This is a genomic window from Sorangium sp. So ce176 (assembly GCF_051519835.1).
In the GTDB taxonomy this organism is placed as follows: Bacteria; Myxococcota_A; Polyangia; order Polyangiales; family Polyangiaceae; genus Sorangium; species Sorangium cellulosum_G.
The window spans coordinates 10,435,990-10,457,042 of sequence record NZ_CP150371.1; the positions used below are offsets into that span (position 1 = coordinate 10,435,990).

The 21,053-nt window shown below is 72.4% G+C and carries 19 protein-coding genes and 1 pseudogene; 8 read left to right on the forward strand and 12 right to left on the reverse strand.

Translation table 11 applies throughout. The features are described from left to right. Positions 1-78 precede the first annotated feature (78 nt). Complete coding sequence (locus tag WMF42_RS39440; RefSeq protein WP_437688276.1) at positions 79-207, forward strand: hypothetical protein; 129 nt, start codon at positions 79-81, stop codon at positions 205-207. Between the two features lie 328 nt (positions 208-535). On the opposite strand, the gene WMF42_RS39445 is transcribed toward WMF42_RS39440, so the two are convergent. From WMF42_RS39445 to WMF42_RS39455, 3 genes and pseudogenes are all read right to left on the reverse strand, one after another. Then, positions 536-2,002 carry a hypothetical protein gene (locus WMF42_RS39445; RefSeq protein WP_437688277.1) on the reverse strand — a complete coding sequence of 489 codons (1,467 nt, stop codon included), beginning with the start codon at positions 2,000-2,002 and terminating at the stop codon, positions 536-538. A gap of 418 nt (positions 2,003-2,420) precedes the next feature. Further along, positions 2,421-2,591: a hypothetical protein gene (locus WMF42_RS39450; protein WP_199694564.1), complete on the reverse strand. Its 171-nt coding sequence runs from the start codon at positions 2,589-2,591 to the stop codon at positions 2,421-2,423. A gap of 22 nt (positions 2,592-2,613) precedes the next feature. After that, positions 2,614-3,069, reverse strand: a pseudogene (locus WMF42_RS39455) (hypothetical protein); the annotation flags it as partial. A gap of 70 nt (positions 3,070-3,139) precedes the next feature. Here WMF42_RS39455 and WMF42_RS39460 point away from each other — a divergent pair. Continuing rightward, positions 3,140-4,210, forward strand: coding sequence for an SUMF1/EgtB/PvdO family nonheme iron enzyme (locus WMF42_RS39460; protein ID WP_437688278.1), 1,071 nt, complete (start codon positions 3,140-3,142; stop codon positions 4,208-4,210). Positions 4,211-4,524: 314 nt separating this feature from the next. Here WMF42_RS39460 and WMF42_RS39465 read toward each other — a convergent pair whose 3' ends face one another. The 3 genes from WMF42_RS39465 to gloB all read right to left on the reverse strand — a co-directional run bounded on the left by WMF42_RS39465 (position 4,525) and on the right by gloB (position 8,036). After that, positions 4,525-5,457, reverse strand: coding sequence for an NAD(P)-binding domain-containing protein (locus tag WMF42_RS39465; protein WP_061611627.1), 933 nt, complete (start codon positions 5,455-5,457; stop codon positions 4,525-4,527). Next, complete coding sequence (locus WMF42_RS39470; RefSeq protein ID WP_437688279.1) at positions 5,454-7,214, reverse strand: 1-acyl-sn-glycerol-3-phosphate acyltransferase; 1,761 nt, start codon at positions 7,212-7,214, stop codon at positions 5,454-5,456. The genes WMF42_RS39465 and WMF42_RS39470 overlap by 4 nt, the downstream gene beginning before the upstream one ends. 66 nt (positions 7,215-7,280) lie before the next feature. Then, positions 7,281-8,036, reverse strand: coding sequence for a hydroxyacylglutathione hydrolase (gene gloB / locus WMF42_RS39475; protein ID WP_061611625.1), 756 nt, complete (start codon positions 8,034-8,036; stop codon positions 7,281-7,283). Positions 8,037-8,203: 167 nt separating this feature from the next. On the opposite strand from gloB, the gene WMF42_RS39480 reads away from it, so the two are divergent. Next, entirely contained in the window at positions 8,204-9,208 is a 1,005-nt protein-coding gene (locus WMF42_RS39480; RefSeq protein ID WP_061611624.1) for a hypothetical protein, read from the forward strand. Between the two features lie 139 nt (positions 9,209-9,347). After that, complete coding sequence (locus tag WMF42_RS39485) at positions 9,348-10,502, forward strand: bifunctional methionine sulfoxide reductase B/A protein (RefSeq protein ID WP_437688280.1); 1,155 nt, start codon at positions 9,348-9,350, stop codon at positions 10,500-10,502. A 275-nt stretch (positions 10,503-10,777) separates the two neighbouring features. Here the strand turns inward: WMF42_RS39485 and lpdA are convergent, their stop codons facing one another. The 6 genes from lpdA to WMF42_RS39515 form a co-directional block, all read right to left on the reverse strand. After that, positions 10,778-12,184 carry a dihydrolipoyl dehydrogenase gene (gene lpdA / locus WMF42_RS39490; RefSeq protein ID WP_061611623.1) on the reverse strand — a complete coding sequence of 469 codons (1,407 nt, stop codon included), beginning with the start codon at positions 12,182-12,184 and terminating at the stop codon, positions 10,778-10,780. 162 nt (positions 12,185-12,346) lie between these two features. Then, entirely contained in the window at positions 12,347-13,540 is a 1,194-nt protein-coding gene (locus tag WMF42_RS39495) for a thiamine pyrophosphate-dependent dehydrogenase E1 component subunit alpha (RefSeq protein ID WP_233562375.1), read from the reverse strand. Positions 13,541-13,658: 118 nt separating this feature from the next. Next, a complete protein-coding gene (locus WMF42_RS39500; RefSeq protein WP_437688281.1) occupies positions 13,659-13,934 on the reverse strand; it encodes a hypothetical protein in 276 nt (91 codons plus the stop codon). 28 nt (positions 13,935-13,962) lie between these two features. Continuing rightward, positions 13,963-14,577, reverse strand: coding sequence for a DUF4149 domain-containing protein (locus WMF42_RS39505; protein WP_061611621.1), 615 nt, complete (start codon positions 14,575-14,577; stop codon positions 13,963-13,965). A gap of 113 nt (positions 14,578-14,690) precedes the next feature. Further along, positions 14,691-15,740 carry a HEAT repeat domain-containing protein gene (locus WMF42_RS39510; protein ID WP_061611620.1) on the reverse strand — a complete coding sequence of 350 codons (1,050 nt, stop codon included), beginning with the start codon at positions 15,738-15,740 and terminating at the stop codon, positions 14,691-14,693. A 52-nt stretch (positions 15,741-15,792) separates the two neighbouring features. Next, entirely contained in the window at positions 15,793-16,521 is a 729-nt protein-coding gene (locus WMF42_RS39515; RefSeq protein ID WP_437688282.1) for a hypothetical protein, read from the reverse strand. 162 nt (positions 16,522-16,683) lie between these two features. Here WMF42_RS39515 and WMF42_RS39520 point away from each other — a divergent pair, with 162 nt between their 5' ends. From WMF42_RS39520 to WMF42_RS39535, 4 genes are all read left to right on the forward strand, one after another. Beyond that, complete coding sequence (locus WMF42_RS39520) at positions 16,684-16,989, forward strand: YfhL family 4Fe-4S dicluster ferredoxin (RefSeq protein ID WP_061610113.1); 306 nt, start codon at positions 16,684-16,686, stop codon at positions 16,987-16,989. Between the two features lie 73 nt (positions 16,990-17,062). Next, positions 17,063-17,851 carry a hypothetical protein gene (locus WMF42_RS39525; RefSeq protein ID WP_437688283.1) on the forward strand — a complete coding sequence of 263 codons (789 nt, stop codon included), beginning with the start codon at positions 17,063-17,065 and terminating at the stop codon, positions 17,849-17,851. 110 nt (positions 17,852-17,961) lie between these two features. Next, positions 17,962-18,951, forward strand: a complete 990-nt coding sequence (locus WMF42_RS39530; RefSeq protein ID WP_437688284.1) for a hypothetical protein — start codon at positions 17,962-17,964, stop codon at positions 18,949-18,951. Between the two features lie 22 nt (positions 18,952-18,973). Continuing rightward, positions 18,974-21,022, forward strand: a complete 2,049-nt coding sequence (locus WMF42_RS39535; RefSeq protein WP_437688285.1) for a protein kinase domain-containing protein — start codon at positions 18,974-18,976, stop codon at positions 21,020-21,022. Positions 21,023-21,053 lie beyond the last annotated feature (31 nt).

Consider the following 21,053-nt stretch of genomic DNA (forward strand, 5'->3'; position numbering starts at 1 on the left):
GGCTGCCGAACGTGGGCTGAGTGCACACAAGGCTGCTTCACGAACGATCCTACCCCCGAGTGCTTCAGGAGCTGTGACATGGTGGCATCGAACAACGAGGAAAACGGCGAGGCGGTGGAGAGGCTCTACCGCGCTGCCTACGAGTGCACCTGCACGAGCTGCGAGGAGACATGCGAGGCTGTCGCGGATCCGTGCAGCCAACGATGAGCGGGCACCCCACAGGACACACCAGGCTCGACCGCACCCGCGCCGTGCTCTCCGTTGTGCATCGAGACGCGCGTTTCGCGACCGCTCCGGAGTGAGCTCACAGGCGACACGTTTCCAGACACAGTGTTGCAGCAATTGCGCCACAGGCTGTCCGAGACGCGCCCATCCGAGCTGTGAGGAGCGTGCGGCACCGGAGCTGCCTATCTTGTCCGTGCATTCCTGGCCGGACGCCGGTGGCTCGTTTAATCCACCTTATGGCTAGTTGCTAGCTTCGGCCATCCCAGCCCGCTGCGTAGATTCGCCACCGTTGACGACACAACGGCACCCTTCAAGGGACAAGCTTCGCCAGAAAAATGTCCGATCCTCCGTTCGTCGTCAGAGTGCCGGTACCAAGCTCGATGTTTCCTGAGAACGACCCCAGGAGCATCGGCTCCTCCAAGGAGGTAAGAGCCATGCCTGCCCATTGTCTATTGGAGAACCCGCTAATCTCCCTGGACCACGACAGTTGGCCGACCCGCGAAAGCTTGGCCAAGAACAAAGATCCGGACTCCCCTACTGAAGAAAGCTCAGCGCTCCCGAATCTCACCATCATCTCAAAACCACCCTGCACGTACACGTCTCCATCGCCACCGATTACCACGTCCTGCCCCAGCTGATCCCCCGCGCCGCTCAGCCATAGGCTCCACTGATACCCCCCACCTGGGCCCATCTTGAGCAGGAAACCATCTCGGCCAACGGCGTCAAACAAGCCGCCGCCAACATTAAGAGCCCCGTCAAAACTACCGGACAACAAAACACCTCCCACGCTATCCAAGGCCACGCCGCCCACAATATCATCACCACTTCCGCCAACACGTCGCTGCGAGGAGACTGTCCCATCAGGCTCAAATTGAGCGACAAATATGTCTTGCCCCTCTGCCGCACGCAGACCGCCCAAGCCAAAGTCAACACTACCCCGATATTCGCCGACGAATACAATCCCACCTTCACTATTCAGCACAAGGCGCCTACCATACTGACGCTCAGCATCACCAAATACCTTTCCCCACGACCCCGCCGTCGCCGCCCCGGAGCCGTCCGAAGCCCGGAGCTTCGCAAGGAACAAGTCCGTGTTCGTCCCAGTCGAAAGGAGGGCATCACCTCCAAAAGCGATGGATTGGCAGAAATCCCCCGCGACAACCAAAGCGTCATCCCCAGCAGCAGCAATCGACTTTACACCTGGAACATCTAGGGAACACAACCCAGAAAGATGCTTTGCCCAAACAGGATCGCCGAACGAATCGACCATGGCGAGAAACACACCTCGCTCAATCAGCGTTTCTCCCAGCTCAAACGGACCCGTCGTGACACCCGAGAAGAAGACGTTTCCGTCGGCATCAACAGCAATCGCAGACGGCCACTGTGTATCATCACTCCCAAATCCTCTAGCCCACACAAGATCTCCGTCCGCGGCGAACTTGATCAAGAAGATATCATTCGACCCCAAGGAAGTCAGAACCGCTCCACCAATCGCGATATCTCCGTCAAAGGTCCCGATAACGTAGCTGTTACCAGAAGAATCAACCGCTATCGCCCTCGCGGTCTGCAGCGACTCATCCCCGAAAGTCATCGCCCACTGGGCGCAGTCCTTCCCGTCGCAGTCCTCGTCCTCCGTGCTCGCGCACGTCTCCGCCGCCGGCGTCACCTCGCCCGAGCACGCCTCGTACCCGAAGCCATCCTGCTTGCACGCCTGCATCCCGGCCTGGCAGGTCCCAACGCCCTCCGTCCCGGGAGGGCCGGAGTAGCACTCCGCCACGCTCCGGGGCTCGCACGTGGCCCCTCCGCCTGCTCCTGCTCCACCTGCTCCCGCTCCGGCCGACGTAGCGCCGTCAGCGGGCGCGGCGTCCTTGAAGTCGTCCAGGTCGAGCAGCAGACCGCAACCGGATACCGCCAGGATGCCGAAGCCGGCCATGCATCGAGGCAACGTACGCATCTTCATGCGCGCCATCGTAGAGCGATGACGCACAGGCAGTCAGCCCGAGAGCATCCCTCAGCCCGCCCGCATCGAAGCGAGCCTACGGCGCCGGCGCCCTCCCCTCCTCCACCGCGCCGCGCCTGCACGCCATCTCGCGCCGGCGCGCCCTCCGCTCGCACGATCGCTCCCAGCTCCGCCCGCTCGCGGGTCTCCCGCTCGAGTAGCCGCTCCGCGATGCGGTGCAGCACCAGCCTCTCCCTCAGCACAGCGCGCCCCGCTCGTACGCCGCCGTGACGGCCGCCCCCACCTCGGCGTCGATCGCGCCGGTCTCCTCGCTGAAGTTGCGCTCCTCCCCGAGGCTCACCGGGGTGTCCAGAAAGCGCGCGCCGGCCGGGCGGCCGAACATGAGCGGCCCGAGCACGTCGCTCATCCCGGAGCGGCATCTGCCGCGCCGTCTCCGTCGCGCGCTCCAGGTCGTTCTGGGCGCCCGTCCAGATGTCGTCGCAGCAGGGCTCCTCGGCGATCCGGCCGCCCAGCATCACGCAGAGCCGATCGCGCAGCTCGTCGCGCGTCATCAGGTAGCGATCCCCAGTCGAGAGCTCGAGCGTCGCGCCCCGCGCGCCGATCTAGCGCGGGACGATCGTCAGGCGATGGACCGGCTCGGCGTGCTCGACCGAGAGCGCCACGAGCGCATGGCCGGCCTCGTGGAACGCCACGCGGCGCTTCGAGGCGGAGGAGCGCACCGCGATGGAGCCCAGGCGCGCGCCGGGCGCGTGTACACTCCGCCTCGTGCCGTCCGTGCCGCCCTGCGACCGCCTCCGGGCTCGCCTGTCGAACAGATCCTCACTGCCCCGGCGCCTGTCAGGACGCGCGCATCCAGGTCTGCTGGCCGCCCTGGGTTGGCTCACGGCCTGCGCCGCTCCGAACGACGGCGGCGGCAGCGCGGCGAAGAAGGTCGAGGCCTCCGGCGAGGCCCACGTGGCGCACCACGCAGAGGGAGCGGCCCCGGCCGCGGCTGCGGGGCTCGCCGCGGCTTCGGCCTCCGCCGCATCTCCGGGGCTCGCCGCGGCGTCGTCCGCCGCCGCAACGCCGGCCCCCGCCGCGCCCGCGCCCGCCGGCAGCGCGCACGCCGGCGCAGCCATCCCGGGCGGCGCCGCCGCCGAGCCCGCGCCGACCGCGGTCGCCGCGAGCGCCGCCCCCGCGGCGGCGCAGCCGCCGGGCTCCGCCAGCGCCGGGCCGGCCGTCTTTCCTCCGCGGCCGCTCGGGCTTCCGCTGGAGCTCGGGTCCTGCCCCGCCGATATGGTCCTCGTGGGCGGCTTCTGCATCGATCGCTACGAGGCGCACCTGGTCACCGACGCCGGCGGACAGCTCACCGTTCACCCTCACTACCAGCGGCCTGAGCCGAACGTCCGCTATCTCGCCCGCAGCGAGGCCGGCGTCTTTCCCCAGGCGTACATCAGCCGCGTCGAGGCCAAGGCCGCCTGCGTCGCCGCGGGCAAGCGCCTGTGCACGCGGCGCGAGTGGCAGCGCGCCTGCCGCGGCAACGGCGTTCACCGCTACCCGTATGGCCCCCGCGGCGAGCGCGGGCGGTGCAACACCGGCAAGCCCCACCTCCTGCGCGAGCTCTTCGGCGACCACCCGCCGGGCGGGTGGAGCTACGAGCGCCACTTCAACAGCGCCGACCTCAACCAGAAGCCCGGCTTCCTGGCGAGGAGCGGCGACCACCCCGGCTGCGCCAGCGAGCTCGGCGTCCACGATATGGTCGGGAACCTGCACGAGTGGGTCGGCGACATGGTCGATCACGAGCTCGTGCAGCGCATGCGCACCGAGGGCGTCGAGCGCCGCGACCAGCCCTCACACGACGGCAACGGCGTGTTCATGGGCGGCTTCTTCAGCACGACCAGCGAGCTCGGCCCAGGCTGCTACTTCACCACCATCGCCCACGAGCCGACGTATCACGACTACTCCACCGGATTCCGTTGCTGCGATAGCCCCGAGCTGCCCGCCGCGTCGGACGCGGCCGGCGCGACCAGGCCAGACGGCAGCTGAAGGCGCGGCCGGCTGCTCCGACCTGTCCACTCTCGCTGGAAACACGTTCTTCAAGGGGTCCGGCCGTCCCGCTGGGCGAAGGCGCGCCGCCGACGGGGCGGTCCGACCGCCCCCTCGCTGTCGAGATCGATGCCGGAACGGCGGTCCGACCGCCCCCTCGCTGTCGAGATCGATGCCGGAACGGCGGTCCGACCGCCCCGTCGCTGGCGAGATCGATGCCGGAACGGCGGTCCGACCGCCCTCTCGCTGTCGAGATGACAGCACCAGGGGCGGTCAACCGCCCTGCCTTGGGAGGCGCGCGGAGGCCGATCCGCTCACGCCGTGAACATCCGGTCGAGCACCGCCCTCGGCGCCCCGCCCTGCAGGATCGTCTCGAGCGCCTCGAACACCCCGGCGTCGACCTTCCGCGCCCTCGCGAACGCCACGACGCGCGGGATCAGCGGGATCGCCTCCACGCGCAGCCTCGCCTGCGCGACCGCCTCATCGAGCGTCCGACCGCGCGCGAGCGCCTTGCCGAGGAGCACCTCGGGCCGGCTCTCGAGCCGGATCGAGGCGAGCAGATCGCCGTACCCGCCGAGCCCCAGCATCGTCCGCTCCTCCGCGCCCGCCGCCGCGGCGACGCGCGCCGCGCTGTCGACAGCCCTCGAGATGAGCGCCGCCAGCAGCCCCGGGCCGGCGCCCGCCTCCTCGGCGAAGCCGACGCCGATCGCCAGGCAGCCCACCAGCGCCGACGCCCACTCGAGGCCCTGGAGATCCGGCGTCGTGTAGACCCGGAGCGCGTCGGACTGGAACGCCGCGGCCACCGCCGCGTGCACCTCGGGGAACCGCGACCCGCACACCATCGCCGAGGGGCGGCCCTCCCGGAGCTCATCCGCCTGCACAGGCCCGCCCAGCGCGCCCACCCGGCGCGCCGGGGTCTCATCGCGCACGAGATCCGAGACGGTCTTCAGCGCCTCGCCCTCGAGCCCGCGCACGCCGTGGATCACGAGGTGCGACCCATCCATGTGATCGCCGAGCGCGCGCAGCGCCGTCCGCGCCGCGTTCGACGGCACCGCCATCACGAGCAGCCGCGCCCGCGCCACCTCCGCGTAGTCCCGAACGACCCGCGGCCCGTCGTTGATCTGCGGGTGCTCGCGCCGCGAGAACAGCAGGACCTCCGCCCCGGTGCGGCTCGCCGCGAGCGCCAGCGCCACGCCCCAGAAGCCGCCGCCGATGACCCCCACCGTGGCCGCCGGACGCGCGCTCACCGGCCACCTCCGGCGCCGTTCATCGAGCCCGCGCGCACGCCCGCGGCCGCGCTGTGGGACGAGGCCGCGCCCCGGTCGTCGAGCGGCGGCGGCGGCGACGAGGCCGCCAGCGGCGGCAGCGGCGGCTGCACCTGGAGGCCGGACGGGACGCCGGGCGGCGCGATCACGTCCCACGCCACGCCGTGGGCGGCGAGGCGGTTCTGGTAATAAAAGAGCAGGTTCGTGTCGCAGATCGCGATGCCGTCCGGCCGCGAGTCGAGCACCGGCGACGAGTGGTATCCGGCGAAGGCGCGCAGCGCGCGCTCGACGATGTCCCCGCCCGAGCCGAGCCGGACGTCCTCGCCCAGCACGACGCACCCCCTCTGCTCCAGCTCACGCAGGCGCTCGCAGAGGGCCATCACGTCGGCCGCGAGGTCGTCGCGCGGCACCGTGAGCACGTCGCGCTGGCGCAGCACCGTGAAGAGATCCGCGGCGGGCGCGTGCGCGCGGAGCCGGGCGAAGCTCGCCGCCGCGACCACGTGCGTCGCCATCACCACCGTGTCGCGCGCGTACGCCCGGCAGATCTCCTCGCCGAGCTCGCGGGCGTACTGGGCGTCGCGCGCCCCGTCGATGACCGGGGCGCCGTCCTGGTTCTTCACGTAGCTCGCCGGATCGACCTCGCGGCCGCGCGCGTCGAAGGAGCGGCCGAGCTCGTCGACCCGGTTGCCGAACGGATCGAGCGGCTCCGAGAAGCGGATGACCACCGCGGCGTTCATCGCGAGGAGCTTGCGCAGGAACGAGGCGATCCGGCCGATCCGGCTCGACTCGTCGTCCTCGATGATGAAGCGGCCCTTGCCGGCCTCGGAGAGGAAATCGGCGATGAGCGTCTCGGCCTCGAGCGTGATCAGGTAGTTGATCGTGGCGGGGACGAAGAAGACGCGGCGCTCGCGGCCGCTGAGCAGCGTGCGCGTGTAGGCCTCGAACGCGCTGCCGACCAGGCCCAGCTTGAGCTTCCGCTCGATGCCGCCGGAGCGCGACCGCGTGCCGCCCGGGAAGAACAGCGAGTGGTAGCCGCGCTCGAGCAGCACGCCCGAGTACGTCTTCAGCACGTCCTTGTAGAGGTTGTGCCGGACGCGCCGATCGACGCGGTAAGCGCCGAGGTTGTGCATGAAGAACGAGAGGACCGGGTTCGTGAACAGGTTCTTGCCGGCGCCGTAGGTCGCGGGCGGCAGGCCGGCGCGCTCGAGGGCGTAGCCGAACACGATCGAGTCCATGTTCGACAGGTGCGTCGGCACATAGACGGCCGTGCCGCGCTGCACGAGCGACCGGAGCTTCGCGAGCGGCCCCTGCACGAGCACCCGGTCGGCGAGCAGCTCGAGGCTGACGAGCTTGCGCGGGTCGCGGACCACGGTCACGAGCTTCCGCGGCGCGAGCAGGGCGCTCACGACCGGCGGCAGGAGCCGCGACGAGAGCTGGTAGACGCGCCGGTCGAAGTTGCCGGCGATGTCCCACGCGTACTCCTCCGCGAGCTCCCGCAGGCGGCGGCGGCGCTCGGCGTCGTGCATGCGGCCGAGCGAGCGGGCGAGCCGCTGCCACTCGGCGAGCTCGCGGACGTCCTGCGGCTTCCGGGAGCCCTCGAGCCGCTTCGCCTCGTGATACGCCGCCTCGTTCATGGCGAGCAGCGGATCCCTGGTGGCGCCGACGACCCGGTCGACCACGGTGCGCACGATCTCGTCGCGCGCGTCGTTGAACCCGAAGATGGGAGCGCGGGAGTCCATGCCCGTAGTCGTATAGAAATCAGGCGGCGGGCGCGAGCGGAATACGGCCGCGCGCCACGGCGTCACTCAGCGGTAATTGTCCTTGGCGCGCCGCACGGCGGCGAACACGTCGGGCAGCGTGGCCCCCGGGAATCGCGCCTGTACGGACGGCTCGCCGCAGCGCAGGAACGGGTTCGTCGCGAGCTCCTCGGCGATGGTGCTCCCCACCGTCGGCTCGCCGCGCTCGCGCGCCGCGCGGGCGGCCTCGAGCTTCTTGCGGACAGCCTCGTTCTCGGGCTCGACCGTCTCGGCGAAACGAAGGTTGTTCACGGTGTACTCGTGACCGCAGAACACGCGCGTGTGCCCCGGGAGCGCGGCCAGCTTGGAGAGCGACGCGTGCATCCCCTCCGGTGTGCCCTCGAACATGCGGCCACAGCCGGCGATGAACAGCGTGTCCCCGGTGAACACGGCGTCCTCGACGCAGTACGAGACGGCGCCGAGCGTGTGCCCGGGGACGTGCAGCGGCCGGAGCTCCAGGCCGGCGACCCGGACCGGCTGGCCCTCCTCGACCCGCTCCGTCTGCGCTGGCACGCGGCCGACGTCGCTCGAGTGCGCGTACACGGGGAGGTCGCCGTAGCGCGCGCGGAGCGCCTCGTTGCCGCCGACGTGGTCGTGGTGGTGGTGCGTGTTGACGATGGCGACCGGACGGAGCTTCTCGCGCTCGAGCGCCTCGATGACCGGCGGGGCCTCCGAAGGGTCGATGACGATCGCCTCGCTCCGCCCGTCCGCGGCCACGAGGTAGGCGTAGTTGTCGCTGAGGCAGGGCACAGGGAGGATGCGCATCAGGCGGGAACTATATCGCGGCGCTCGCGGGGCGCTCCGGAGAAAAACTCGATGCGGAGACCGCAATGGCACGCGCTTGTCGGCTTCGTACGAAGCGGCGCGCGGCATGACGCTGGCGGGTCGCCTCGCGCCGTGACGCGGGCGGCGGCGTGTGGCAAGGGGCGGGCATGACGTCGGCCGAGACCTCCATTCGCTACCGCATCGGCGTCGATGAGAACGGCCTCGGCCCGCGGCTCGGCCCGATGGTGGTGACGGCGGTCCTCTCGCGCGTCACCGGGCCCGGCTGGGACACGGCCAGCCGCGCGCCCCGCGGCGCCCTGGCCCAGCGGCTCGGCGACTCGAAGCAGCTCGTCTCGTACGGGGACGTCTCGCTCGGCGAGGCCTGGACCCGCGCGCTCGTCGCCCGCGGCTGCGGGCGCGCGGGGGCGCCGAGCGACGCGTCGTCGGTCGACGAGCTGCTCCACGCCGTCTCGCTCGACGATCGCGCCGCGCTGCGCGCGCTCTGCCCGGATCACGTCGAGGAGCAGTGCTGGTCGACGGAGGGCGAGGCGTTCACCGCGCCCGCCAAGCTGCTGCGCGCGATCGGCCGCGACCTCGACAAGCTCGCGGAGAAGGGGGTCGAGATCGTGGCCGTGCGCTCGATGCTGCTCTGCGTGAAGCGGATGAACGACGGCGTCCGCGCCGGGAAGAACCGGTTCGTGCTCGACCTCCACGCGATGGAGCGCCTCATCCTCGAGCTCGGCGGCCTGGCCGGCGCGGAGGTCTTCGCTGTGTGCGGCAAGGTCGGCGGCTTTGGCAAGTACGGCTCCGCCTTCGGCCCGCTCGCCGGGCGGCTGCACGCGGTGCTCGAGGAGGGCCGCGCCCGCAGCGCGTACCGCTTCCCCGGCCTCGGCGAGATCGCGTTCGTCCGCGACAGCGACGCCTCGGATCTGTGCGTCGCGATGGCGTCGATGGTGGGCAAGTACGTCCGCGAGGCGCTGATGGAGCGGGTCGCGCGCCACTACCAGCGCGCCGTCCCTGGCCTGCACGGGGCGAGCGGCTACCACGATCCGGTCACCACGGCGTTCATCGGGGCGACCCGCCTCGTCCGTCGCGCGCGCGAGATCCCCGACGACTGCTTCGAGCGACGCGCCGCCGAGGGCGACGCCGCTCTCGAGAGCGGCAGCCCGTAACGCCGAGTCCGGCGCCTCGAGGCTGCGCCGGCCGCGCGATCCGCGCCGCGGGGCGAAATCGGCGCGGCGAGGCGAAACCGGCGGCGCGGCGAGGCGTAGGAGGGGTGGTTACGCTACCCTTCCGGCAGGCCAGGTGGATATGAATTGGCTCCGCGCTGCTCGTCTACTTTTCGCGCTCTTGCTCGTCGGGTGCGCCGCCTTGTTCGCGTGCCGGCGCGCGGGAGAGGCGGGGCGCGCGAGCGAGGTTGCTCTTGGGCCCAAGGAGGCTGTGACGATGTCGGACAGAAGCTATCGCAAACCGTCGGAGGAGGAGCTGCGCAAGCGGCTCACGCCGCTCGCATACGAGGTCACGCAGCGCGACGCGACCGAGCCGCCGTTCCGCAACGCGTTCTGGAACAACCACGACGCGGGCCTTTACGTGGACGTCGCGAGCGGCGAGCCGCTCTTTTCGTCGCTCGACAAGTTCGACTCGGGCACCGGCTGGCCGAGCTTCACGCGCCCGGTGGCGCCGGAGCGGGTCGTGGCGCGCGTCGACAGGGCCCACGGCATGGTCCGCACGGAGGTGCGCTCCAGGGACGGCGACTCGCACCTCGGGCACGTCTTCGAGGACGGGCCCGCGCCGGCCGGGCTGCGCTACTGCATCAACTCGGCGTCGCTCCGGTTCATCCCGCTGGATCGCCTCGAGGCCGAGGGCTATGGCGCCTACCGCGCCCTGTTCGAGGGCGGGAGCGGCGCGCCTCAGGCGCAGGCCGGCGCGAACGCCTGCGCCGCCCCGGCGCCGGGGCAAGCCCCCGGCTGCCAGACAACGCTGGAGACGGCCATCCTGGCGGGCGGCTGCTTCTGGGGGATGGAGGAGCTCCTCCGGGGGATCCCCGGGGTCCTCGAGACAGAGGTCGGTTACACGGGCGGCCGGATGACGAACCCGACCTACGAGCACGTGAAGACGGGAGACACGGGCCACGCCGAGTCGGTGCGCATCGTCTTCGATCCGGCGAAGCTGTCCTATGCCGAGCTGCTCGAGAAGTGGTTCTTCCGCATGCACGACCCGACGACGCGCAACCGCCAGGGCAACGACGTCGGCACGCAGTACCGCTCAGCCATCTTCGTGACGACGCCCGAGCAGCGCCGCGTCGCCGAGGAGGTGAAGGCGCGCGTGGGCCAGAGCGGCAAGTGGCGCGCGCCGGTCGTCACCGAGATCGTGGAGGCCGGGCCGTTCACGCGCGCCGAGGAGTACCACCAGAAGTACCTGGAGAAGTACCCGGGCGGGTACACGTGCCACTACATGCGCGACTGACGCGGCGGTACGGTCTGCCCCGGCGGCGCGCTCTCTTCTCGGATCGTCGGGCTGGAGCACAGCAGCTCGAAGAGAAGAAGGGTTAGAACCACAGAGGCACAGAGGGCACAGAGGAAGAGAGAGAATTTTATCTCCTCTTTCCTCTGTGCCCTCTGTGCCTCTGTGGTTTTATTTCTGGCCCTTTTCGAGCCGGGCGTCGCTTCAAGGGAGCAACGCGCCGGCTCGTTGGCGGCCGGGCCCCGTGAGCCGCCGGCCGCCTCTGCCAGGGCGCGCGCTCAGCGGTTCGCGATGTGGATCGCCGCGCCCATCGCGTGGGCAGCGGCTTCCATCAGCGACTCGCCGAGGGTCGGGTGGGGGTGAATCGTCATCGAGATGTCCTCGAGGAAGGCCGCCATCTCGAGCGAGAGCGACGCCTCGCTGATCATCGTGCTGGCCTCCGGCCCCACGATGTGGACGCCGAGCACCTGCTTCGTCTTCTTGTCGGCCACGATCTTCACGAACCCCTCGGTCTCGTTCATGGCCATGGCCTTGCCGAGCGCCGCGAACGGGAATTTGCCGACGATCACCTCGAGGCCCTTCGCCTTCGCCTCCGCCTCGGTGAGCCCCACCGTGGCGATCTCCGGATCGGTGAAGATCGCGCCCGGGATCGCGACCCAGTCCTTCTCGGCCTTGTGGCCCGCGATCACCTCGGCGACGATCTCGCCCTCCTTCGACGCCTTGTGCGCGAGCAGGGGCGGGCCGCTGACGTCGCCCACGGCGTAGATCGATGGCACGTTGGTGCGGCCCGTCTTGTCCGTGGGGATGAACCCGCGCTGATCGACCGTCACGCCGACCTTCTCGAGGCCGAGGCCCTTCGAGCTCGGACGCATGCCCACGGCGACAAGCACCATGTCCACGATGATCGTCTGCTCCTTGCCCTCGATCTGGATCTTCACCCCGACCGAGCCGTCCTTCTGCTTCTCGTACCCGAGCGCCTTGGCGTTCTTGTAGATGGTGCCGCCGCGCTTCAGGATCTTGCGCTCGACGACCTTGGTGCAGTCCGGGTCGACGCCCGTGAGCAGGTCCGGGAGCGCCTCGACCACGGTGAGCTGGGCGCCGAACGCCTGGTAGACCATGCCGAGCTCGAGGCCGATGACGCCGCCGCCGATCACGAGCAGCCGCTTCGGGATGCGGCGCAGGCTCACCGCCTCCTTCGCGCCGATGATCGCGTCGCCGTCGAACTTGAACGTCGGGATCTCGATGGTGGTCGAGCCTGTCGCGATGACGATCCCCTTGGTCGCCTCGATCTGCTCCACCGAGCCGTCCGGCAGGGTCACGTCCACGCGCTTCGGCCCGACGATCGTCGCGGTGCCGGCGAGCAGATCGGCGCCGTTGCCCTTGAGCAGCGACCTGACGCCGCCGGTGAGCTTCTTGACGATGCCTTCCTTCCAGTCCTGCATCGCGTTGGCGTCGAGCTCGACGCCGCTGACCTTGATGCCCATCGAGGCGCCGGCCTGCGACTTCTCGTAAAGGTGGGCGGCGGCGATCAACGCCTTGGAAGGGATGCAGCCCCAGTTGAGGCAGACGCCGCCGGGCTGCTCCTTCTCGATGCAGAGCGTCTTCTGCTTGAGCTGAGCCAGCCGGATGGCGCAGGGGTATCCGCCGGGGCCGGCACCAATGACGATTGCGTCGTAGGTCTTCATCCTTGTCCTTTTGTGCGCTTCGGAGACTGGAATAGGGGCGCCGGGGTGGGCCAGGCAAGCCCCTCGCTGACCAGCCCTGAGGCCGCGCCCGCCACCGCGAGCCGTACCCTGGGGTCCGGCGGGCTTACACGACCTCGCACCGAGGGGAAATCCCTCGCGTGGTCAGCGTCCGCCGCCGTGCGCGGGCCCTTTCGGTGAGCGCACGAGCTCCGCGCGCTGCTCGCGCAGGTGCCAGGGCAGCTCCGCGTAGACGTCGTCGAACAGCGTCTCGCGGGCGGGCGGGTCCATCCCCTCGACCTCCGTGACCGCGGCGGCGATCTCCGCGTTGAGCTCCGCCTCCAAGGCGGCCTCCGCTGCGTCGTCGAGCAGGCCGCGGGCGGCGAGGTGGCGCCCGAGGCGCAGCAGCGGGTCGCGCTGCGTCCAGCGATCGACCTCCTCCTGCGACCGGTAGCGGCTGGGGTCGTCGCTCGAGGAGTGGGCCCCGACGCGGTAGGTGAGCGCCTCGATGAAGGTCGGCCCGCCGCCGGACCGGGCCCGCGCGACCGCCTCGGAGACGGCGCGGTAGACGGCGATGACGTCGTTGCCGTCCACCCGCATCGACGGGACGCCGTACGCACGGCCCTTGATGGCGATGGTCCTCGACGCCGTCTGCCGCGCCGTCGGCACGCTGATCGCCCAGTGGTTATTCTGGCAGATCATCACGCACGGCACCCTGAACACCGCCGCGAAGTTCATCGCGCTGTGGAAGTCGGGCTCGCTCGTCGCGCCGTCGCCCATGAACCCCACGACCACCGTGCTGTCGCGCCGCAGCTTGGCGGCCCACGCGGCGCCCACCGCCTGCGGGATCTGCGGCCCGATGCAGCTCGACCAGGACACCTGGTTCACGCGCCGCCCGCTCATGTGCGACGGCATCTGGCGCCCCTTGAGCAGATCGCCCGAGTTGCCGAACACCTGGGCCACGTAGGTGCGGAGCGGGAAGCCGCGCACCAGCATCATCACGCTCTCGCGCAGCGCGGGGAAGATCCAGTCGCCGGGCTCGAGCGCGAGCGCCGTGGCGATCGGCGTCGCCTCCTGGCCGGTGCACGCGCCATAAAAGCCGACCCGCCCCTGCCGCTGGAGCAGGAGCATGCGCGCGTCGAGCAGCCTGAGCCGCTTGATCTCGCGGAAGGCGCGCAACAGCAGCGCGTCGTCGAGGCCGGGATCGGTCGCGGGGTCCAGCGTCCCGTCGTCGCGGAGGACGCTGAGCAGGCCCTCGTCGTCCCCCTCCGCCGCTCGGGACGGCGGCGCGGGAGATGGAGAGACGTCGGCTGCAGGCCTCGTCGTGGCGCCGGGCGGCGTGGCTTCCAGCTCGCTCATGACGGGACGACCATACCGCGAAATGGCGGCGATCGTGGCGCCTTCAGCCCGCCGGAACGAGCCCTCCCGCCCCGGTCGCCTGCCGGAGCGAAGCGGCTCACATCCCTCGCGCCCGCGCTCAGCCGAGGAGGACGCGGAACATGCGCTTGCTGTCGGAAAGATAGTAATAAGCGGCGCGGTCCGCGTCGCCCATGAGCTCGAGGATGGCGCGCTCCATCTGTTCCGGGCTCAGCGAGTTGGACACCTCCCAGGTATCCCGCGTGACCTCGTCGCCCTGCCACGGTCCGGCGCAGAGCGCGACGAGGCGAGCCCGGTTCGCCTCGTCGGCGATCGAGAAGGTGAGGATGTAATCGTGGTTGACGAAGCCGCTATACAGCTTGTTGTCGCGCGGCATCTGATCTCTCCCTGTCGTGGGCGCGGCGTCACCGCGGGCCGGGCGGCAGCGGCGCGGCCGCCTCGTCGTCCTCGTCGTCCTGGTCGGGACGGCGCGCGCCGAGCGTGAACACGTGCAGCACGACCAGGCCCGCGCCGAGGAACACCTCGGAGCGCCCCACGAGCTCGGCGCGGCGATGGGCGCGCTCCAGCTCCATGCCGAGCTCCCCCTCGCCGCGCCGGACGCCGTCGCGGTGGAGCGCGGCGATGCGGGGGGTGAGCGCCAGGCCAACGTAGGCGGCGCAGCCGGCCATCACCATGGCGACGACCCGGCGCACGCGGGCCGCCGGGCCCGCGCCCCGACGTCCTGCCGCCCACGTGCGCGCCACCTCCGCGCCGAGGAGGATCACCGCGGCGCCGAGCGCGAGCTGATCGAAGCGGGCGAACGCCGCGCTCATCGCGTCACCGGAGAAGGGGGCCGGGGCGAGCCGGAAGACGAACGGCGCGGCGCAGGCCCCCAGCGCCACCATCCCGCCGGCCCAGGCGCCCGCCGCGAGCGCGGCCACGCTCGCGGCCACCCTGTCGATCAGGAAGCGGCGCGACGCGGCGCGCTCTTCGGGGCCCGGGGCGAGGTCGGCCTCGCTGAACTGCGCTTCATCGTTCATGCATCCACCTCGGTGGGGGCAGCGCGGCGTCCCGGCGACCTGCCCGCGGTTGCTCCGTCCCTCTACGCCAGCCTCGGCCGCGCCGCATGCCCCGCGCGCGGCCGTCGCGCGGCTCAGTCGCCGGGCGCCGTCGGCGCGCCCTCGGCGGCGGAGGCGATCGCGGCGAGCGCCTCCTCGACGGCCCCCTGGTCGGCCTTCCGCTCGTCGCCCCGCATCGCCGCGATCGTCGCGCGGGCGGCCTCGAGACGCGCGCGACCGGCGGCGGCGACGGCGAGCGTGCGGCGGTGGCGGTCCCACGCGCCCAGCTCGCTGAGGATCTCGCGGACAGCGCGCTCGTGCCCCGTGCGCGCGAGCGCGACGCGCGCGTGCCAGCGCAGCGGGTCGCGGCCGAAGCCGATCCTGAGCCCGAACGCGCGCCGCTCCAGCGCGCTCCGGGCGGCCTGCAGGCCGAGCTCGCCGCAGAGCTCGATGGCCGCGGCCTCGTCCTCGTGGTCGACCCCGCGGAGCTTCCCTTCCACGATCTCGACGAGCACCGGGTGACCGATGGGATCGCCGAAGCGCGCGGTGACGACCGCCGCCGCCGCCCGGACGAGCGGCGACGCGTGGCCGAGCAGCGCCCGGGTTCGCTCCAGCGCCAGCGGCGGCAGCTCGCCGGTGGCTTCCCCGAGCTCCTCGAACATGCGCAAGGCGATGTGGCAGACGATCGGGTCGTCGTCGTGGGTGGCCTGCATGACGGCATCGACCGCGTCGGCCCCCTGGGCGCAGACGCGGGGGAACGCGATCACCGCCTGGAAGCGGACCTCGGGCCGCTCGTCCGCGAGGGCGCGCCGCAGCCGACCCGTGGCGCGCCCGTCGCCGATCTCGCCGAGCGCCGTGATCGCCATCTGCCGGACGTGCGGGTCCACGTCCTCCACGGCGAGGAGCAGCGCGGGGAGCGCCTCGACCGCCTTCGTGTCGGCGAGCGCGATCGCCGCCGCCGCGCGCACCGCCGCGTGCGCGTCCGAGCGCAGCGCGCCCTCGACCGCGCGCAGGACCTGCTCGCGCGCCGTCGCGGCGTACGGGACGAGGTCGCTCACCGCCTCCACGCGCACGGCGGGCTTCTGCGAGCCGACGTCGCGCAGCGCAGCTTCGAGCGTCCTTTTCGCAGGGGCCGGTCCGAACACGCGGCCAACGCTAGCACGGTCGACGCGCGACGCCGGATCGACCGAGCAGCGCTCAGCCGCCGCCCGCGCCCCCGGCGCCGCCAGCGCCGCCAGCGCCGCCAGCGCCGCCAGCGCCGCCAGCCCCGCCGTCGCCTCCGGAGCCGCCGGCCCCGCCCGAGCCTCCGCCAGCGCCGCCCTCACCCGCCGCGCCGCCCTCGCCGCCTGCCCCGCCCGAGCCAGAAGACCCCGGCGTATAAGGAGTCCACGCGGGCTGCTCGGTGGCGGGCCCGCAGATCCCGGGGGTGCTCTCGGCGTCGCCCGACGGCTCGCCGGGCGCGCTCGGCGAGGAGGACGGCAGCGGCAGGCACGCCTTCCAGCCCTCCGGCTCCGTGTCGACGATCACGGCGTTGCGCTCGCCCGGCGCGATCGCCGCCGCCTCCCGGACATCGCGGAGCGGGACGCAGGCGTAGCCGCCGCGGCAGTCGTCGTCCTCGTCGCACGTGGCCATGCAGAAGGTCCGCTCGAAGCGCGGCCAGCGGGCGTTCTCGAGCGCGCCGCACGCCTGGTCCAGCACCGGGTTGAACGCGACGCAGACGCTGCTGCCGGAGCAGCCGTTCGGCTCGCAGTTGAAGATCGTGCAGTAGCCGCCCGGCTGGGTGGTGTCGCAGAAGAGCGCCTGCTCTTGCTGCACACAGTCGAGCGACGTGGTGCACTCATCGCCGATCTGCGGGCCGCAGCCGGCGAGCAGGCAGGAAACGCCGAGGAGGACGAGCAGTTGGGCGGGCCCGGGGAGGCGAAGCATCGAGGAGGGCCGCTTAGTACTGGCGGGGGCGCCCGCGCGCAAGCATACGCGCGGCTCTGGCGCGCAGAACCGGCGCCCGCTTCCGCCCGAATTGACACCCTGCGGTCAGGCCTCTACAAACGAGCGGACCGGGGTTGGACCCCGGAGAATGAAGCGAAGGTCATGGCGACTTACATCACCGAAGACTGCATCAACTGCGGCGCCTGCGAGCCCGAATGCCCGAATGAAGCCATCAGCGAGGGCGATGAGATCTACGTGATCGATCCGGAGCTCTGCACGGAATGCGTCGGCTTCTATGACCACGAAGCGTGCCAGGCCGTGTGCCCGGTCGAGTGCTGCCTGCCCAACCCGCAAATCGTGGAGACCGAGGAGGCCCTCATCGCGCGCGCGATCAAGCTGCACCCCGACGATGCCGATCTGCAGAAGCGGGCCGCTGCCAACGACTACCCCTCGCGCTTCCGCAAGTAGCGCCCCCTCTCGATCCGCATCGCGTCGCCAGCCGGGCCGCGCTCGCCATGTCTCCGCTGGCCCCGTCGGTTCGATGCGGCGCCCGGGTCGCGCCGTGATCCGGCGCTGGGCCGCATGGCTCCTCGCGAGCGCGTGCGCGGGCTGCCACGGCGGCGGCCCGCTGCTGCACCCGGCCCACGCGCTCCGTCCTGGCACCGTGAGCTTCGGCGGAGGCCTGTCCGGCGAGATGGTCGTCGCCGGCGCGACGACCGCCCCGCCGGACGCGAGCCCCGGCGGCCCGGCGGCGGCGGAGGGCGCCGCCCGGCGGAAGCTCTCCGAGATCGCCGTGGCGCCCGGCGTGGCGCCCTGGGCCAGCGCCCGCGTCGGGATCGAGGGCGACAACGAGGCGGGGCTGACATACACGGGGCGCGCCCTCCGGCTCGACGGGCGGCATGCCTTCCCGATCGGCGAGGCGGCCCTGTCGGTCGGGCTCGGCGCCGCCGCGCTCTTCGCGGGCGGACCGGGGTCAGAAGGAAGCGACGTCCTCGGCGCGGGGATCGACGTTCCTGTCCTGCTCGGCTTCCGGTCGGACGCCGACCTCTACGCGCTCTGGTTCGGCCCGCGGCTCGGGCTCGACCTCCTCGGCGGCCAGGTGCGGCTGCCCGCCGCCGGGGCCGCCGCGCCGGGACCCCTCGTCGACGCGTCGGGACAGCACCTCCGGGTCGGGTTCGTGCTGGGCGTGCGCGGTGGGTTCCGCCATGTGCATGTCGCCGTGGAGGCCACAGCGACCTACCACCACGCCGAGGGCGAGATCGCCGGTGTTCCCGTGGCGATCGACCAGGGGACCGTCGTTCCGGGCGGCGGTCTCACCGTCACCTTCTGACGTGGCCGTAACCGCCGCCGGCCAGACCGCAAGCTAGCGGATTTTCTTGCATTTTCTGTGGGTCGCACAGGCGCTTGCCCGCCCGGAGGACCCGCCTTAGACTCGGATCTATGCGTCCCAACGGCGCCCTCTCCATCGCATGCCACGTCCTCGCCGGTGCGGCTCTCGTCGGCTGCTCGGCCCCTGTCGCGGGCGACGACGCGGCCGACGCCAGCGGGGTGGTCACCCAGGGGGTCGTGCGCGTCGAGCGCGCGATCAACCTGAGCCGCGATGACGCCTGGACCACCTCGGCCGTCGAGCTCGATGAGGCGGCGCTGCCGAGCGCCGCCGTCGAGAGATCGGGGTCGGTCACCAACGTCTCGGCGAAGTTCATGCGCCTCTCGTCCGCGGCCGATTCCGAGCTCGCGGAGCGGGTGGTCGGCTCGCCCTTCGACCTTCCGTCCGCCGGCAGCTGCATGGTCCTCTCCCCCGCCGACGACGAGACGGCGACGAGCAGCCTGAGCTCGCTCGGGCCGATCGAGCTCCTCGACGCGGGCGACGTGACGATGAAGACCGACAGCGCGGCAATGCCGCTCGCTGCCCGCGCATTCCCCGACGTCGGCGATCTGGTCTTCGGCGTGTTCTACACGTCGCGCGACGCGACGAGCGATCTGCCGGCGCCAGCGAGGTACGTCTTCGAGAGCTCCGGGTCGGGCCTGCTCGACAGGTTCTCCTTCGAGGCCGACGCGCCCGCGGGCCCTGAAGAGGTGCGGGTCGGCGACGCCGACCTGGCCGACGGCGTCGAGCTCGACGCCGGGGTCGGCGCCGTCGTGCAGTGGCGCGCCGACGAGGGCGCCGAGGACGGCCGGTCGCGGGACGTCATCTACGTCGACGTCACCTCCACGCGCGGCGCGGCCGTGCGGTGCGCCTTCAAGGACACGGGGCGGGGCGTGATCCCGGGCTCCTTGCTCGACCCCTCGACGCTCGGTCCCCTGCCGGCGATCGCGACGCTGGCCGTGCACCGCACCCGGCAGGTGCCGTTCAGCGCCTCGGGGATCGACCTCGGCGAGGTGCGCTTCGATCTCTCCGTGGTCGGCCGCGCGCGCATCGCCGCGCACTGACGGCTGGACGGCCGACGTCGGGGTGGCGCACGAGGACCTGCGACGGCGCGCGGCCGAGCTCGCCGCGATCGGGCAGCGCGCCCGCGGCGCCGCGCTGCTCGTGGCGGCCGGCGATCACGCGGGCGCCTCGGAGCTGCTCGAGCGGGCCTGCGACTTCGTCGGCGCGGCCCGGGAGGCGCTGGCGGCCGAGGATCCGGCCCGCGGGGCGCTGATGGCCGCGCTCGGCGGCGACGAGGCGCTCGCGCGCGAGGCGCTCGACCTGCTCACCGCCACGGCGCCCCGCGACGCCGCGCTGCGCGCCGCCGCCGATCTCGCGGCGCGCGGGTTCGCGCGCCACGCCGGCGCGCTGTTCGCGGCGCTCGGCGCGCACGCAGCGGCCGCGGAGGCGTTCACCGCGGCCCAGGACGCGCGCCGCGCCGCCGAGAGCTTCGAGCTCGCCGGCCGTCCCGCGGACGGCGCGCGGGTGCTCGAGGCCGCGCTCCGCCGCCGCCCGGACGACGCGGCGGCGTGGCTCGCGCTCGGCGAGCTCCTCGCGCGCCACGGCCGCGCCGAGGCCGCGGTGCGGGCGCTGCAGCGGCTGCCGGCCGACGCCGCCGAGCGCGCGCGCGCGCTGCCGCTGCTCTCCAGGTGCCTGATCGAGCTCGGGCTCGAGGACGCCGCGCGGACCGTGCGTGACGAGATCGCCCAGCGCGATCCGAGAGCTCCGGAGGCGCCCCCGCCGCGCGACATCGCCCCCGTCGTCCCCGCCGCGGGGCCGTCCGGCGCGCCGCTCCTCTTCGGGCGCTACGAGTCGCTGCGCGAGGTCACGGCCACGCCGCACGCGCGCGTCGTGGAGGCGCGCGACAGGATCACGGCGGAGCGCGTCGCGGTGAAGATCTTCGCGGGCGCGGCGTTCGGCGCGGGCCGCGACGCGCTCCTCCGGTTCGAGCGCGAGGCGCGCGCCCTCGCCCAGCTCCGGCACCCGAACGTCGTCGCGCTGCGCGCGTACCACCCGGAGGGGCCCGCGATGGTGCTCGCCTGGATGTCCGGCGGGTCGCTGATCGAGCGGCTGCGGGGGGAGCCGGTGGCGCCCGCGCGCGCCGTGGAGATCGCGTGCGCGCTCCTGTCGGCGCTCGGCGAGGCGCACCGGCTCGGCATCCTTCACCGCGACGTGAAGCCGAGCAACGTGCTCTTCGACGAGGTCGGGACGGCGCACCTCGCGGACTTCGGCGCGGCGCACCTCGGCGATCTCTCGACCACCGCCACGGCCGGCGCGATCGGGACGTTCGCGTACATGTCGCCGGAGCAGCGCATGGGCCGACCGGCGACGCTGACGAGCGATCTGTACGGCGTCGGCGCGGTGCTCGCCGAGCTGCTCACCGGGGAGCCGCCCGCCCCGGCGGTGCACGGACAGCTCGATCCCGCGCCGAGCGACGTCCATCCGGACCTCACGGCGGCCCACGACGCGGCCGTGGCAGCGCTGCTCGCGGAGCACCCGGCCGCGCGGCCCGCCGACGCGTTCGAGGCGCGGCGCGCGCTGACCGCGCTCTCCTGGCCGGAGCGCGCGCGGCCGCAGCGAGCGCGCGCGAGCGCCCGGCCGCGGGCGAGCGACGCGCCGCCCTCGACGACGGCGCGGCTCGCGGCGACCCTGGAGGCCGGCGACGGCCGGGACACGGAGGGGCGGTGGCGCGACGCGTGGCTCGATCGCGACGTCCTCGTGCTGCAGCTCGACGACGCGACCCTCGCCCGCGCCCGGGCGTTCGCGCGCGCCGGCCACCCGTCCCTGCCGTGCGTCCTGCGGGTCGACCTCGCCGCCGGCGAGGTCTGGGTGGCGCCGCCCCAGGGCCGCGCGCTCGCGGACGAGGCGCGCGCGCTGACCAGGGGCCAGCGCGCGCGGCTCGGCGAGGCGATCGCGGCGCTCCACGCCGCGGGGGGCGCGCACGGGTGCATCGACGACCAGCACCTCTACCTGCACGACGGCGACGTCGCGCTCGCCTACCCGCGCGAGGCTCCCGGCGACGTGGAGGAGATGGCCGCGCGGGATCTCGCGGCGCTCCAGGAGCTCGACAGGAACGCGCTGGACGAGCTCTAGGAAAATGGGAGCGGGGGCGGCGCAACGCTCG

Coding starts and splice junctions, on each gene's coding strand:
- gloB (WP_061611625.1), bottom strand. CDS start 8,036: ATGCGCATCCTCCCTGTGCCCTGCCTCAGCGACAACTACGCCTACCTC.
- WMF42_RS39500 (WP_437688281.1), bottom strand. CDS start 13,934: ATGCCGCGCGACAACAAGCTGTATAGCGGCTTCGTCAACCACGATTAC.
- WMF42_RS39515 (WP_437688282.1), bottom strand. CDS start 16,521: ATGCTTCGCCTCCCCGGGCCCGCCCAACTGCTCGTCCTCCTCGGCGTT.
- WMF42_RS39485 (WP_437688280.1), top strand. CDS start 9,348: ATGAATTGGCTCCGCGCTGCTCGTCTACTTTTCGCGCTCTTGCTCGTC.
- WMF42_RS39530 (WP_437688284.1), top strand. CDS start 17,962: ATGCGTCCCAACGGCGCCCTCTCCATCGCATGCCACGTCCTCGCCGGT.
- WMF42_RS39450 (WP_199694564.1), bottom strand. CDS start 2,591: ATGAGCGACGTGCTCGGGCCGCTCATGTTCGGCCGCCCGGCCGGCGCG.
- WMF42_RS39480 (WP_061611624.1), top strand. CDS start 8,204: ATGACGTCGGCCGAGACCTCCATTCGCTACCGCATCGGCGTCGATGAG.
- lpdA (WP_061611623.1), bottom strand. CDS start 12,184: ATGAAGACCTACGACGCAATCGTCATTGGTGCCGGCCCCGGCGGATAC.
- WMF42_RS39505 (WP_061611621.1), bottom strand. CDS start 14,577: ATGAACGATGAAGCGCAGTTCAGCGAGGCCGACCTCGCCCCGGGCCCC.
- WMF42_RS39495 (WP_233562375.1), bottom strand. CDS start 13,540: ATGAGCGAGCTGGAAGCCACGCCGCCCGGCGCCACGACGAGGCCTGCA.
- WMF42_RS39440 (WP_437688276.1), top strand. CDS start 79: ATGGTGGCATCGAACAACGAGGAAAACGGCGAGGCGGTGGAGAGGCTC.
- WMF42_RS39520 (WP_061610113.1), top strand. CDS start 16,684: ATGGCGACTTACATCACCGAAGACTGCATCAACTGCGGCGCCTGCGAG.
- WMF42_RS39470 (WP_437688279.1), bottom strand. CDS start 7,214: ATGGACTCCCGCGCTCCCATCTTCGGGTTCAACGACGCGCGCGACGAG.
- WMF42_RS39525 (WP_437688283.1), top strand. CDS start 17,063: ATGCGGCGCCCGGGTCGCGCCGTGATCCGGCGCTGGGCCGCATGGCTC.